The sequence below is a fragment of the Pseudomonas sp. Sample_22 genome (genome assembly GCF_004307635.1).
In the GTDB taxonomy this organism is placed as follows: Bacteria; Pseudomonadota; Gammaproteobacteria; order Pseudomonadales; family Pseudomonadaceae; genus Aquipseudomonas.
The window spans coordinates 207,355-220,737 of the sequence record NZ_RCNY01000032.1 but is presented as its reverse complement, the minus strand read 5'-3'; the positions used below and the strand labels follow the sequence as shown (position 1 = coordinate 220,737).

At 61.7% G+C, this 13,383-nt stretch carries 14 protein-coding genes; 11 read left to right on the top strand and 3 right to left on the bottom strand.

Translation table 11 applies throughout. The features are described from left to right. Positions 1-53 precede the first annotated feature (53 nt). Positions 54-1,199 (top strand): carboxypeptidase family protein, encoded by a 1,146-nt coding sequence (locus tag D8U73_RS09025; RefSeq protein WP_177435520.1) that lies wholly within the window; start codon positions 54-56, stop codon positions 1,197-1,199. Positions 1,200-1,246: 47 nt separating this feature from the next. Here the strand turns inward: D8U73_RS09025 and D8U73_RS09020 are convergent, their stop codons facing one another. Together D8U73_RS09020 and D8U73_RS09015 are read right to left on the bottom strand one after the other, a co-directional pair. Continuing rightward, a complete protein-coding gene (locus D8U73_RS09020; protein ID WP_130904275.1) occupies positions 1,247-1,792 on the bottom strand; it encodes a cytochrome b in 546 nt (181 codons plus the stop codon). Further along, positions 1,789-2,874, bottom strand: a complete 1,086-nt coding sequence (locus D8U73_RS09015; protein WP_130904274.1) for a catalase family peroxidase — start codon at positions 2,872-2,874, stop codon at positions 1,789-1,791. The genes D8U73_RS09020 and D8U73_RS09015 overlap by 4 nt, the downstream gene beginning before the upstream one ends. 159 nt (positions 2,875-3,033) lie before the next feature. On the opposite strand from D8U73_RS09015, the gene D8U73_RS09010 reads away from it, so the two are divergent. Together D8U73_RS09010 and D8U73_RS09005 are read left to right on the top strand one after the other, a co-directional pair. Continuing rightward, positions 3,034-3,540 carry a sigma-70 family RNA polymerase sigma factor gene (locus D8U73_RS09010; RefSeq protein WP_130904273.1) on the top strand — a complete coding sequence of 169 codons (507 nt, stop codon included), beginning with the start codon at positions 3,034-3,036 and terminating at the stop codon, positions 3,538-3,540. Further along, positions 3,537-4,289: an anti-sigma factor gene (locus D8U73_RS09005; RefSeq protein ID WP_130904272.1), complete on the top strand. Its 753-nt coding sequence runs from the start codon at positions 3,537-3,539 to the stop codon at positions 4,287-4,289. Before D8U73_RS09010 ends, D8U73_RS09005 begins: the two co-directional genes overlap by 4 nt. Positions 4,290-4,401: 112 nt before the next feature. Here the strand turns inward: D8U73_RS09005 and D8U73_RS09000 are convergent, their stop codons facing one another. Further along, complete coding sequence (locus D8U73_RS09000) at positions 4,402-5,238, bottom strand: IclR family transcriptional regulator (protein ID WP_130904271.1); 837 nt, start codon at positions 5,236-5,238, stop codon at positions 4,402-4,404. Between the two features lie 245 nt (positions 5,239-5,483). Between D8U73_RS09000 and D8U73_RS08995 the strand changes: the two genes are divergently transcribed. The 8 genes from D8U73_RS08995 to zapE all read left to right on the top strand — a co-directional run bounded on the left by D8U73_RS08995 (position 5,484) and on the right by zapE (position 13,303). Beyond that, positions 5,484-6,509 (top strand): ABC transporter ATP-binding protein, encoded by a 1,026-nt coding sequence (locus D8U73_RS08995; protein ID WP_130904270.1) that lies wholly within the window; start codon positions 5,484-5,486, stop codon positions 6,507-6,509. After that, positions 6,506-7,375 carry an ABC transporter permease gene (locus D8U73_RS08990; RefSeq protein WP_130904269.1) on the top strand — a complete coding sequence of 290 codons (870 nt, stop codon included), beginning with the start codon at positions 6,506-6,508 and terminating at the stop codon, positions 7,373-7,375. The genes D8U73_RS08995 and D8U73_RS08990 overlap by 4 nt, the downstream gene beginning before the upstream one ends. A 6-nt stretch (positions 7,376-7,381) precedes the next feature. Next, positions 7,382-8,176, top strand: coding sequence for an ABC transporter permease (locus D8U73_RS08985; RefSeq protein WP_056854667.1), 795 nt, complete (start codon positions 7,382-7,384; stop codon positions 8,174-8,176). Positions 8,177-8,183: 7 nt separating this feature from the next. Beyond that, positions 8,184-8,474, top strand: coding sequence for a (2Fe-2S)-binding protein (locus D8U73_RS08980; protein ID WP_056854668.1), 291 nt, complete (start codon positions 8,184-8,186; stop codon positions 8,472-8,474). Continuing rightward, positions 8,471-9,826, top strand: a complete 1,356-nt coding sequence (locus D8U73_RS08975; protein WP_130904268.1) for an NAD(P)/FAD-dependent oxidoreductase — start codon at positions 8,471-8,473, stop codon at positions 9,824-9,826. Before D8U73_RS08980 ends, D8U73_RS08975 begins: the two co-directional genes overlap by 4 nt. After that, entirely contained in the window at positions 9,823-10,938 is a 1,116-nt protein-coding gene (locus D8U73_RS08970) for an FAD-dependent oxidoreductase (protein ID WP_130904267.1), read from the top strand. Before D8U73_RS08975 ends, D8U73_RS08970 begins: the two co-directional genes overlap by 4 nt. Before the next feature lie 18 nt (positions 10,939-10,956). Then, a complete protein-coding gene (locus tag D8U73_RS08965) occupies positions 10,957-12,003 on the top strand; it encodes an ABC transporter substrate-binding protein (protein ID WP_130904266.1) in 1,047 nt (348 codons plus the stop codon). Positions 12,004-12,172: 169 nt separating this feature from the next. Further along, positions 12,173-13,303: a cell division protein ZapE gene (gene zapE / locus D8U73_RS08960; protein WP_130904265.1), complete on the top strand. Its 1,131-nt coding sequence runs from the start codon at positions 12,173-12,175 to the stop codon at positions 13,301-13,303. Positions 13,304-13,383: the final 80 nt, after the last annotated feature.

Here is a 13,383-nt window from a genome sequence, read left to right as displayed (position 1 = left end):
CTTGCTCTTGCGTGTAAAGTAGCCGCCATAAAAACCTGATCAGGAACCCGACCGTGGCCAAATCTTCCCTCGATATCAGCGCCAACTTCGACAGCGGCAACATTCAAGTCATCGACCTCAGTGACCCGCTCAAGCCGCTGCTGGCGATCCGCCCTGATAGCAAAAGCCACCATTTTCAATGGTTCCACTTCAAGGCCAGTGGCCTGCATGTCGGCCAGGAGCATTGGTTTCGCCTGAACAATGCCAGCCAGTCTTCGTACAACAAGGCCTGGGACGGTTATCAGGCAGTCGCTTCCTACGACCACGTCAACTGGTTCCGCGTACCGACCATCTTCGAAGGCGACTGCCTGCGCTTCTGCCTCGAAGCCACCCAGACCCACGCCTGGTTCGCCTACTTCGAACCCTACAGTCGTGGCCGTCACGACTGGCTGATTGAACAAGCACTGGCAAAGGCTGGCACCGAGTTGCTGGCCACCGGCAAAAGTGTCGAAGGTCGCGATATCCAATTGTTGCGCAAAGGCACCGGCGCCGAAGGCCAGCGCAAGGTGTGGATCATTGCCCAGCAACATCCCGGCGAGCACATGGCCGAGTGGTTCATGGAGGGTGTCATCGAACGCCTCGAACGCCACGACGACCCGGTGCTGAGCAAACTGCTGGCCAGCGCCGATCTGTATCTGGTGCCGAACATGAACCCGGACGGCGCCTTCCACGGTCACCTGCGCACCAACGCCATGGGTCAGGACCTCAATCGCGCCTGGCAGAGCGCCAGCCCGGAAATCAGCCCGGAGGTCTTTTTCGTACAGCAGCAGATGGAGAAGTATGGCGTCGATATGTTCATCGACGTGCACGGTGATGAGGAAATCCCTCACGTGTTCACCGCCGCATGCGAAGGCAATCCGGGTTACACACCGCGGATCGAACAACTCGAAGAACATTTCCGCAGCCACTTGAAACGCACCACCAAGGATTTCCAGACCAAGTACGGTTACACCCGCGACGAACCGGGCAAGGCCAACATGACCTTGGCCTGCAACGCCGTCGGGCAGAAATACGACTGCTTGTCCCTGACGCTGGAAATGCCGTTCAAGGACCACGACGATCATCCGGACCCGTTGACGGGATGGTCGGGCAAGCGTTCGAAGCAGTTGGGCAAGGATGTGTTGACGACAGTGGCGGAGATGGTTGATACGTTGCGTTGATCTACCCGGATGGCTGCATGCCCGGCATGCAGCCTTCAAGCCCTCAGTTACCCGCGATCTTTCCCTCGCAACATGCTGTCCAGCACCTCATCACGCCGAATCCAACCGTGAAACAACGCCGCCGCCAGGTGCAGCAGCACGGTCAGGAACAACAGATAAGCCAGATACCCATGCGCCTTGCGCAAGAACGCAAACACCTGCGCGTTCGCCGGCACAATCGACGGCAACTGCAGTGAACTGCTGAGCATCACCGGCTCGCCCGACGCCGAAATCATCGCCCAGCCCAGTAATGGCAAGACCAGCATCAAGGCGTACAGCAACACATGCGAGGCTTTGGCCGCCAGCGCTTGCCAACTTGGCAGGTCCGCCGGCAGCGGTGGCTGCGTGGTGGAAAAACGCACCACCAGACGCACGATGACCAACAGCAGAATCGCGACACCCAAAGGTTTGTGCAGATTGATCAGCCATTCATGACGCTCGGACACCGAGGCGACCATGCCCGCGCCGATGAACAACATGGCAACAATCATCAGTGCCATCAGCCAATGCAGCAGGCGCGCCAAGGGAGCGAAGTGGTTGGGTTGGGTGCTCATTGCTGGGCCTCCTGTTTGGCGGCGGGCAACTGGCTGACTTCGCTGGTGCGACGCAGGTAGGAATTGGCATAACCGGCCGAGCGAGCGGCCAGCAACGGGTCGTCGGAACCTTCGATACCGGCGGGCAGTACCAGCGGGTCGTAGTTGATGTCACGGCATTCGCCGTTGAGTTGCGGCTGGGTTTTTTCCAGCACCAGCGTGCCCGCGTTCAAGACTTTGCGCCCTTCAGGCCAGGCTTTGCTGGCGTCGTTCACAGGGTCGCCAGGATTGGCCAGGATGATGTTCAATTGCCAACGCAAGGGGCCGGCGGCGATGCGTTGCACCAGGTCTTTCTCGAGAAAATCGCTGCCCTCAGGCGCAGTGGCACCCGGCGCATCCTGCGCTACCGGCACCATGCTCCAGCGCACGGCCTGGCGTTGTCCGGCAGCGTTCACCAGATAAAACGCGTTGACGCTGTTGTAGGTTTCAGTGACATAACTGGCTGACGGCTTGGCGGTCTTGATCCAGGCCAGGAACGGCGCGGCTTCCGGGTGCGAACCGAAGAACGCCGGCACTGCCGCGGGGTCCGGTTTGCCAGTTGCGGGCAGCGGTGACTGGGCCTGCTGCAATTGATAGAAGGCCTCGGGCGTGGCCACCGGGAATACCGGCATGCTGTTCATCCCGGTGCGCCACTGTTGGCCGTTGGCCTGATTGAAACGCAACGCCATGCTACGGATCGGCACGGCGCTGTCCGGCGCGTAGGGATTGCCGGCCGGCAAGGCAAAACGACCGACCACCGGTGTCCGCGGCTCGTTGAATACTTGCGCGATGGAGTAACCGCGCGCTTCGCCGCTGCTCTCGAAATGGCCGATCACGCACACGCCTTTGGAATGGTTGCGACGGAATCCCGGGTGCACACCGTTGTTGGTCTCCAGCACATTGATCAGCTTTTTCGGCGTCAGGCGCTGTGGGTCAAAGGTGCCGTTGACGTAGGCAAATGCCCCGGCGACGACAGCAACGACCACGGCGATGCCAGACAGACGCAAGATCAGGCTCGCCGTGCTCAGGGGGGGCCGGTTGGGCGGTGATGATCGATCTACCATGAAAGACTCCAGGGCCATCGGCCACAAGTGAGAAGAATCAGGCAGACGAACCGCACGCCGGTTTATTCCAGTGTGCGGTATTTATTTTTCCAGGCGTGGAATAACCTCAAGCCCCGGTCGTCTCCCGACACACACAGCGTAGTGACTGGCCAGAACTTCATGAACGATATCGACGAACAACTGCGAGAAATCATCCCCAGATTGCGCCGATTTGCCGTATCGCTGACGCGCAACGCCAGCAGCGCCGACGATCTGGTCCAGGCCAGCCTGGAGCGTGCGCTGTCGAGTTGGGGCGACAAACGTGCCGACGGCGATTTGCGCGCCTGGTTGTTTTCGATTCTGTATCGACAGTTTCTCGATGCGCACCGACGCACCCGGCGTTATGCGCGAATGCTCGAATTTTTCACCGGGCGTGACGATGCACAGCCTTCGGTGGAACGCACCGTGATCGCCCAATCGACCCTCGACGCCTTCGATCGACTGCCCACCGAACAGCGCGCGCTGCTGCTTTGGGTATCGGTGGAAGGCCTGAGTTACAAAGAGGTCGCCGAGATTCTCGACGTACCCACCGGCACCGTGATGTCCCGCCTGTCCCGGGCCCGCCAGGCCCTGCGCCAACTCAGTGAAGGCGAAATCACCCGCCCCGCCCTGCGGAGACTCAAATGATCAGCATGCCCCCAAGCGAGCGCGACTTGCACGCCTACGTCGACCATCAACTCAGCGACGACGACCGACGTCTGGTAGAGACGTTTCTCACCAGTCATCCGGAAGTTGCCACCCAAGTGCGAGCCTGGCAGCAAGATGCCCAGCAACTGCGCGCAGCCCTGAGTGGCGTGTTGCAGCAACCGGCCAACCCGGAACTCGATCCCGCCATGATTCGCCTACGCCGCAAACGCCAATCGCGGCGCCACCTGGCCAGCGCCGCCATGTTGCTGATCGCCGTCAGCGTCGGCGGTTACAGTGGCTGGCAAGCCCGTGAGATGACTTTCACCAGCGCACAACTACCGATGACCGATGCACTTCAGGCCTATCGCCTGATTGCCCAGCAAGGGATATTGCCAGCCGACTACAAGGCCGGCGACGATGGCGATATGCAGGGCTGGCTTGACCGCTACTTCACCCAGGCCAATCGCTTGCCTGACCTGTCGGGGGCCGGCTTCAAACCGGCCAGCGGGCGCTTGCTCAGCACCGAACAGGGGCCGGCGGCAATGGTGGTCTATGAGAATCAGGGCGGGCAGAAAATCAGCTTCTACGTGCGCCCGCCGGGACCGAAAAACTACCTGCTGCCCAGAGGCAGTCGCAGTGACGGCGGCTTGCAGGCCGAGTATTGGTCGGGGGGTGGCTACAACTATGCGATGGTCAGTCCGACCGATACGCCAGCCGCACAGATGCTCAGGCAAACCAGCCGGTTCTGATCCCCCCTGTAGGAGTGAGCCTGCTCGCGATAGCGGTCTTATAGTCACTGAAATGTTGACTGACAGAGCGCTATCGCGAGCAGGCTCACTCCTACAGGGGACGGTAGAGAATTCAAACCTGCCCAAACACCTGCGATGGCCGTCGCAATAGTGGATCAAACGGGTTGATTCGCGGACCGATCAACGCCGCTTCACGTTTGAGCATTTCGACCACCGTCGGCAAACGATCCGGACCTAATCGATCGCTCACGGTGGCCACACTCAACGCCGCCACTGCCCGCCCTTCGCGATCGAGAATCGGCACGGCCACCCCGGCCATGCCCTGCAACACGCCGGTGTTGCGCCCGGCGTAACCGAGCTTGCGCACGTTCTCGACTTCCGAGCGCAGGAACACTTCGTCGTACAAATGGAAATCCTTCAACCGCGGCAGGTTGTAGTGGATGACCGTGTCGCGCTCCTCCTCCGGCAGGAATGCCAGGATCGCCAGGCTGCCCTGACCCACGCCCAGCGCCACGCGCCCGCCGATATCACCGGTGAACGTACGGATCGGAAACGGCCCTTCACTGCGGTCCAGACAAATCGCATCGAAACCACTGCGCGCCAGCAAAAACAACGAGTCGCCCAACGATGCCGACAGCCGCAACAGTGACGGGCGCACCAGCTCACGCAGGTTGCCACTGTTACCTGCGCGGGCCGCCAGGGCGAAAAAATCCAGGCTCAGGCGATAACGTTTGCTGCGCGCGTCCTGCTCGACCATGCCCTCTTCCATCAGGCTGCGCAGCAAACGGTGGGTTGTCGGTTGCGACAAGCCGATGTGTTGGGCCAATTGCGTCACACGCTCCCCGCCTTCGACGGTGTTACCCAACGCACGCAGCACCGCAAACAACCGTGAGACGGCGCCGACACCGACTTCATTTTTGCTTTCATTCCGGTCAATGGAATCTGACATGTAGTTTCTCGACAATTAATTTACTGATCGAATAAAACTGAAAATAGTTATCGCCTCAGTGAAATAGGCCATTGAGCCCATCCTAGTCTTCGTCCTAATCTGCGTCCAGACAGGGGCGATTCGAACAACAGCGGCAGCCGACTCAAGTCGAGCGCCAACGCACCCCGCAACAATCTTTCGTATCTGCCCATACAAAAAAGCGCGCCTTCGGGCGACGCATAACAATCCCAGGTGGAGGCGCAGTCATGGCTTTTGTGCAACTTGAAAAACTCGGCAAACGCTACGGTGACATCTACGCCGTGGTCGCCACCGACCTCTCGGTGGAAAAAGGCGAGTTCGTGTCCCTGCTCGGCCCTTCCGGGTGCGGCAAAACCACCACCCTGCAAATGATCGCCGGCTTCGTCGAAGTCACCAGTGGGCGCATCGTGCTCGATGGCCGCGACATCACCCACGCCAAACCCGCCAGCCGTGGCCTGGGCGTGGTGTTCCAGAGTTACGCACTGTTCCCGCACATGACCGTCAAGGACAACGTCGCCTTCGGCCTGCGGATGCGCAAGGTGCCGAGCGCCGAAATCCGGCAGCGGGTGGACCGCGTGCTGAAACTGGTTCGCCTCGATCAGCACGCCGAGCGTTACCCTCGGGAGTTGTCCGGTGGCCAGCGCCAGCGTGTCGCCCTGGCGCGGGCACTGGTCATCCAGCCGCCGGTGTTGCTGCTCGATGAGCCGCTGTCCAACCTCGACGCCAACCTGCGCGAAGAGATGCAATTCGAGATCCGCCGCATCCAGCGCGAAGTCGGGATCACCACGCTGATGGTCACCCATGACCAATCCGAAGCGCTGTCGATCAGTGATCGCGTAGTGGTGATGCAGGCTGGCCGGATCACCCAGATCGATGCGCCCTACACCCTCTACGAACACCCGCGCACCGAGTTCATTTCCGGCTTCGTCGGCAAGGCCAATCTGCTGCCCGGTGAACGAGACAGCAGCGGTGGGGTTCAGGTGTGCAGTCGTGGTGACGGTGATCTGACCTTGAGCCTGCGCCCGGAAAAAATCGATCTGCGTGACGCCGGTCATGGACGCTTGCAGGGCAAGATTGCCAGCCGTTTTTTTCTCGGCAGCCAATGGCTCTACAGCGTGTCGACGCCCCTCGGTGAACTCTGCGTGGTACGCCGCAACGATGGCTCGGCACCGCTGAGCGAAGGCACAGCCGTTGGCCTCGATTGGGATGCCGCACTGCTGCGTGTACTGACTGTCGACGAGGTGAGCGCATGAGTGCATTCGCCGCCATCCGCCAGGGTCGCCAAGGCTACTTGCTGTCGGCACCGGCCCTGGCCTTGTACCTCGGTCTGCTGCTGATCCCGCTGGCATTGACGCTGGTGCTGTCGTTCAACGTCTTCGACTACAGCACAGGGATCAACGGCAACGCCTTCACCGTCGAGCACTACAGCAGCCTGCTGGGCGATCCGTATTTCTATGAAATCTTCCTGCGGACCTTGTGGATCAGCGCTCTGACCACCCTGCTCTGCGTGCTGATCGGCGTCCCCGAGGCTTACATCCTCAGCCGCATGGGCACCCCATGGCGCTCGATTTTCCTGATCCTGATCCTCACTCCGCTGCTGATTTCGGTGGTGGTACGCGCCTTCGGCTGGAGCCTGTTGCTCGGCGCCGATGGCCTGGTCAACCAGACCCTGCAAGCGCTCGGCGGCTCGCCGATGAAACTGCTCTACACGCCGTTCGCGGTGGTGATTGCACTGGTCCACGTGATGCTGCCGTTCATGATCATTCCGGTCTGGACTTCGTTGCAAAAACTCGATCCCGCCGCTGAGCAGGCTGCGCTTTCACTGGGTGCCAGTCACTTCACGGTGATCCGCCAGGTGGTGCTGCCGCAGGTCATGCCCGGCATTTTGTCCGGAACGCTGATCGTATTCGGCCTCGCCGCCAGCTCTTTCGCGATTCCCGGCCTGCTCGGCGGACGCCGTCTGAAGATGGTCGCCACGCTGATCTACGACCAGTACCTGTCGGAGCTCAACTGGCCGATGGGCGCGGCAATTGCCGTGGCCCTGCTGCTCATCAACCTGCTGATCATGCTGTCGTGGAACCGCATGATCGAAGGCCGCTACAAGAAGTCATTGGGATAATTCGTCATGTCCAGGAACGGTCCTTTCGCCCTGCTGTTTCATTCCCTGGTGGTGCTGTTCATGATGGCGCCGCTGGTGGTGGTGTGCCTGGTGGCCTTCACCCCGGAGAACACCCTGAGCCTGCCGACCACGGAGTTTTCCCTGCGCTGGTTCCGTGCCGTGTTCGAACGCGCCGACTTTGTCGATGCGTTCTACAACAGCCTGATTCTGGCGTTCAGCGCCGCCTCGCTGGCGACGCTGGTGGCCGTGCCTGCCGCGCTGGCGATCACCCGTTTCGAGTTTCCCGGCCGGGATTTTCTCAACGGGCTATTCCTCTCGCCGATCATCATTCCGCACTTGGTACTCGGGGTGGCGTTGCTGCGCCTGTTCGCGCTGATGGGGGTCAACGGCAGCTTCGCCTGGCTGATTTTCGCCCACGTGCTGGTGATCACACCGTATGTGCTGCGACTGGTCCTGGCTTCGGCCATCGGCCTGGATCGCAGTGCCGAATATGCCGCGCAATCGTTGGGAGCCGGTCGCTTCACGCTGTTCCGGCAGATCACATTGCCAATGATTCTGCCCGGTGTGGCCGGCGGCTGGCTGCTGGCATTCATCAACAGTTTTGACGAGGTCACGCTGTCGATCTTCGTCACCTCGCCGGCCACGCAGACCTTGCCGGTGCGCATGTACGTGTACGCCACCGAATCCATCGATCCGATGATGGCGGCGGTATCGGCACTGGTCATCGCGCTGACGGCACTGACCATGATTTTGCTGGATCGGGTCTATGGCCTGGATCGGGTTCTGGTAGGGAAACAATGAGGACGCCATGGCTCTGCTGAAACGACTGGCCGAAGGCGACCGCCCGGCCCTGGACTTTACCCTCGACGGCCAACCGGCCAGCGGCCTGCTCGGCGACACCTTGCTGACGGCGCTGCTGACCTGTGGCGAACACTTGCGCGGCAGCGACTTCAGCGCCGAACCCCGCGCCGGATTCTGCCTGATGGGCGCCTGCCAGGACTGCTGGGTGCGCCTGGGCGATGGCCGCCGCGTACGCGCCTGCTCGACCCTGCTGGAAGCCGGACAACAGATCAACCGCGAACCGGGACGCTGTCTATGAAACCCGTTGTCATCATCGGCGCCGGTCCTGCGGGTATCCGTGCAGCACAAACCCTGGTTGCCCATGGCGTGCGCCCAGTGCTGCTGGACGAAGCGGCGCGTGGCGGCGGGCAGATTTATCGGCGCCAACCGGCCAATTTCAAACGCTCTGCGGTCAAGCTTTATGGCTTCGAGGCGCGCAAGGCCGGCGCTTTGCACCGGACTATCGACACACTGCGCGAGCAGCTCGACTACCGTCCGCAGACACTGGTGTGGAACGCCGAAGACGGCGCTCTCGATACCTTGCACGACGGCCGCGCCGCGCGTCTGGAGTTTTCCCGGGTGATCGTCGCCACGGGCGCCACCGACCGCATTCTGCCGGTGCCGGGCTGGACGTTGCCTGGGGTCTACAGCCTCGGCGCTGCGCAAATCGCCTTGAAATTCCAGGGCTGCGCCATCGGTGAGCGCGTGGTATTCGCCGGTAGCGGACCGTTGCTTTACCTCGTCGCCTATCAATACGCCAAGGCCGGCGCGAATGTCGTCGCGGTGCTCGACACTTCGCCCTTCAGCGCCCAGGCGCGCGCCCTGCCCGGCTTGCTGTCACAACCGGCCACGCTGGCCAAAGGTGTCTATTACCGCAGCTGGCTGACCGCCCATGGGATTGCGGTGCATCAGGGCGCCACACTGAGTCGCATCGACGGCGGACACCGTGTGCAATCACTGAGCTGGACCCGCGCCAACGCGGAACACCGACTGGACTGTGACGCTGTCGCTTTTGCCCATGGCCTGCGCAGCGAAACCCAAGTGGCTGACCTGCTCGGCTGTGAATTCGCCTGGAACCCCCTCAACCGCGCCTGGCTGCCAACGCGAGACAGTGCCGGACGCAGCAGCGTTGCCCAGGTGTACCTGGCCGGTGACGGCGCCGGCATCATGGGCGCCGACGCAGCGGAAATGGCCGGCGAGCGCGCCGCGTTGGCATTGCTCGAAGACATTGGCTACCTGATCGAGCCGCAACGCGCCGCGCATCTGGAACAGGCGTTGTCGCGCATCGGCGATTTTCGCCAGGGGCTGGAACGCGCCTTTGCCTTTCCCGAACACTGGGCTGCGGATGCCGCCGATGACGTGATGGTTTGCCGCTGCGAAGAAGTCCGCGCCGGCGAAATTCGCGAAGTCGTGCGTGAAGGGCATTGGGAAATCAATCGGGTCAAGGCGCACTGCCGGGTCGGCATGGGCCGCTGCCAGGGCCGGATGTGTGGCGCCGCTGCCGCGGAAATCATTGCCTGCGAGAGCGGGCGTGCAGTGTCCGGGATCGGCCGGCTGCGGGCACAAGCGCCGATCAAGCCTTTGCCGTTTGGCCTGGAGATCGAAGCATGATCGAAGTCGACGCGGTGATCATCGGTGGCGGCATTGTCGGGTCTTGCGCCGCGCTGTTCCTGAGCAAGGGCGGTCAGCGGGTCGCGCTGCTGGAACGGGATTTTTGCGGCTCGCATTCCAGCGGAGTGAATTACGGCGGCGTGCGACGCCAGGGCCGTCCGCTGTCACAGTTGCCATTGTCGCAACGAGCCCATGCCCTCTGGGCGCAGTTGCCACAATTGATCGGCATCGACGGTGAGTATCAACGCAGCGGTCATCTGAAACTGGCACGCAGCCTGGATGATCTGCGCGCACTGCAAGACTACGCCGCCAGCAGCCAGGGTTTCGGCCTTGATCTGCAACTACTGGACCGTGCGCAATTGCGCGCCCGTTTTCCATGGGTTGGTGACGTGGCGGTAGGCGCTTCGTATTGCCCGGATGACGGACATGCCAACCCGCGGCTGGTGTCCCCCGCGTTTGCGCAGGCGGCACGGCGGCATGGTGCGCAGGTGCATGAGCAGTGTGCGGTGAGCGCCGTTGAACATGACGGCCAGCGTTTCCGTGTTCGCAGCCAAAGCGGACTGGAATGGCGCGCCCCGTGGTTGTTGAACTGCGCAGGTGCCTGGGCCGGCAACCTGGCTGCACAATTCGGCGAACCGGTGCCGATGCACTCCGGGCATCCGGCGATGCTGGTCACCGAACCCTTGCCGTTGGTGATGGATGCCAGCACCGGCGTCGAGGGGGGCGGTATCTATGCCCGCCAGGTCGCACGTGGCAACTGCGTGCTGGGTGGTGGTCAAGGGTTTGCCCTGGACGACGCCCGCGCCCGCCCCGGCCAAAGCGCGATGCTGGAAATCCTCCGCCAGGCGGTCGAACTCTACCCGTTCCTTGAAGGGGCCCAGGCGATCCGTACCTGGAGTGGCACCGAAGGTTACCTGCCCGATCGCCAACCGGTGATCGGCCACAGTCGTACCCGGCCGGGCCTGTTGCATGCGTTTGGCTTTGCCGGTGCCGGTTTCCAGATCGGCCCCGCGGTGGGCCAGGCACTCAGCGAGATCATCTGTAGCGGCGCGCCAAAGACGTCGCTGGATGCGTTTTCCATCAACCGTTTTCACTCCATTTCCGTAGCTTGATAGAGGAAGGTCGCGCCAATGAAAAACGTCAAACGCACTGCTCTGCTCGGTTTGTCCTGCATGAGCGCCCTGCTCAGCGTCACCCAGGCTCACGCCGAACCGACGCTTTACCTGGGCATGAACGGCGGGACCATGGAGCGGCTCTATGCCGACAAAGTGCTGCCAGATTTCGAGAAGGCCAACAACGTCAAAGTGGTCATCGTGCCCGGCACCTCCGCCGACATCCTGGCCAAAGTCCAGGCCAGCAAAGGCAACCCGCAGATGCATGTGATGTTCCTCGACGACGGCATCATGTACCGCGCCATCGCCATGGGCCTGTGCGACAAACTGCAGGACAGCCCGACCCTGCAACAGATTCCGGCCAAGGGACGGATCAAGGATGAAGCGGTAGCCGTCAGCCTCGGCGTCACCGGGCTGGCCTACAACACGCGTCTGTTCAAAGAGAAAGGCTGGGCTGCACCAACCTCGTGGATGGACATGGCCGACCCGCGTTTCAAAGACAAGCTGGTGTTCCAGTCGATGGCCTCGTCGACGTTCGGCTTGCATGGTTTCCTGATGTTCAACCGGATACAGGGTGGTACTGAAACCAACGTCGACCCGGGCTTCAAAGCCTGGCCAAACAGCGTCGGGCGCAACGTGCTGGAGTACATTCCGAGTTCGGCGAAAATTTCCGAAATGCTGCAAACCGACGAAGCCGCGTTGTTCCCGCTGACCCCGACCCAGGTCACTGCGCTCAAACTCAAGGGTATGCCGGTGGAGTACGCGCAGCCGAAAGAAGGCGCGGTGGTGCTCAACGTCGCCGAATGCGCGATCGCCAACAACACACAACCGGAACTCGCGCAAAAACTCGCCGCGTTCCTGCTCACGCCACAAGCCCAGGCTGCTGCGCTCGAAGACGGGGATCAGATCCCCTCCAACCCGAACACCCCCACCACCGACCGCACCCGTGGGCAGGTCGAGGCGATGAAGCAATACCTGGAAACCGCGATTGCGGTGGATTGGGACCAGGTCAACGAACAGCGCCCGGCGTGGAATGCCCGCTGGAATCGGAGCATTGAGCGGTAGGGATTGCCGAGGCCGATAACACAAACCTGCGGGAGCGAGCCTGCTTGCTCCTGCAGGGGTTTGATTCTCGGGTTTTCGTCGGCACAACTGGAAGCAAAATTACCCAACTGGTTAAACTATGCCGCCGCAGGCCGGGGGCCTGCCAGAAGTTTACGGGGTGATATCTACAGTGGCCGCTCGATCGACCAACCGTTCGCGACTCGCATCACGCTGGCCATCGTTGCGTCGCCTCTTCGGCAAAGCGTCGACTGCCTCTTCCAGTGGCTCGGCCAGCGAACGGCTCATCCGCGACCACTTTCAGCAAAAGGCCTGCGCCCAGGGCTACACCCTCAGTCACAGCCAGCAAAGGGTGATCGACTGCATGGCGCAGCACGCCCGTTCAATGCTTGAAAGCGGATCAAAAAACCTTCCCGGGCTGTATCTGCACGGCGCCGTGGGCCGCGGCAAGAGCTGGCTGCTCGATGGTTTTTTCCAAGCCATCCCGCTCGCGCAAAAGCAGCGCGTGCACTTCCATGAGTTCTTCGCCCGGCTACACCAAGGGATGTTCGGCCATCGTGAGCAAGCGGATGCGCTGGCCACCACGCTCGATGAAATGCTGAGCGACTGCCGCGTGCTGTGTTTCGACGAGTTTCACGTTCACGACATCGGTGATGCCATGCTGATCACGCGGCTGTTCAAGGCGCTGTTTCGCCGCGAGATCCTGCTGCTGGTCACGTCCAACTACCCGCCGGAAGGTCTATTGCCCAACCCGCTGTACCACGCGCGTTTCAAACCGGTGATCGACCTGATCAACGCGCGCATGCTGGTGATGGAAGTCGGCGGGCCACACGACTACCGCAGCCATGCCAGAACCCACGCACAGCAACTGTTCACCCAAGGCCAATACGTCTGGCCCGCGACACCGGCGCAGCGTCATGCGGCAAACCTGCCGGCGACGGGCGCAGCGGCCATTGCCCTGGCTGTCGGCACTCGTCATCTGCCCGCCCGTTACTGCGAGGGACGCACCGTCGGTTTCAACTTCACTGATCTTTGCGATCAGCCTACGGCCGTCATGGATTACCTGGAACTGTGCCGACGCTTCGATCACTGGATCATCGATCAATTGCCGAATCTGGCCGACTGCTCGATTGCCGCCCAGCAGCGTTTCATCAATCTGGTGGACGTTTTGTACGATCAGGACAAACATTTGATTCTGCTCGGCCAGCGCTCATTGCGCGAAAGCCTGCACGCCGATGCCATCGATCTGGCGCGCACGCGCAGCCGGCTGGGGCAGCTCAAAGAGGTTCGGGAACCGGTTTGAGGCGGGGTTTGCATCGACGGTAGCGCCACCGTCGCGTTCTTCCCGCTATCATGCCGCCCATTCTTTGGATCAAATAGCGA

Coding starts and splice junctions, on each gene's coding strand:
- D8U73_RS09020 (WP_130904275.1), bottom strand. CDS start 1,792: ATGAGCACCCAACCCAACCACTTCGCTCCCTTGGCGCGCCTGCTGCAT.
- D8U73_RS09015 (WP_130904274.1), bottom strand. CDS start 2,874: ATGGTAGATCGATCATCACCGCCCAACCGGCCCCCCCTGAGCACGGCG.
- D8U73_RS09010 (WP_130904273.1), top strand. CDS start 3,034: ATGAACGATATCGACGAACAACTGCGAGAAATCATCCCCAGATTGCGC.
- D8U73_RS09005 (WP_130904272.1), top strand. CDS start 3,537: ATGATCAGCATGCCCCCAAGCGAGCGCGACTTGCACGCCTACGTCGAC.
- D8U73_RS09000 (WP_130904271.1), bottom strand. CDS start 5,238: ATGTCAGATTCCATTGACCGGAATGAAAGCAAAAATGAAGTCGGTGTC.
- D8U73_RS08995 (WP_130904270.1), top strand. CDS start 5,484: ATGGCTTTTGTGCAACTTGAAAAACTCGGCAAACGCTACGGTGACATC.
- D8U73_RS08990 (WP_130904269.1), top strand. CDS start 6,506: ATGAGTGCATTCGCCGCCATCCGCCAGGGTCGCCAAGGCTACTTGCTG.
- D8U73_RS08985 (WP_056854667.1), top strand. CDS start 7,382: ATGTCCAGGAACGGTCCTTTCGCCCTGCTGTTTCATTCCCTGGTGGTG.
- D8U73_RS08980 (WP_056854668.1), top strand. CDS start 8,184: ATGGCTCTGCTGAAACGACTGGCCGAAGGCGACCGCCCGGCCCTGGAC.
- D8U73_RS08975 (WP_130904268.1), top strand. CDS start 8,471: ATGAAACCCGTTGTCATCATCGGCGCCGGTCCTGCGGGTATCCGTGCA.
- D8U73_RS08970 (WP_130904267.1), top strand. CDS start 9,823: ATGATCGAAGTCGACGCGGTGATCATCGGTGGCGGCATTGTCGGGTCT.
- D8U73_RS08965 (WP_130904266.1), top strand. CDS start 10,957: ATGAAAAACGTCAAACGCACTGCTCTGCTCGGTTTGTCCTGCATGAGC.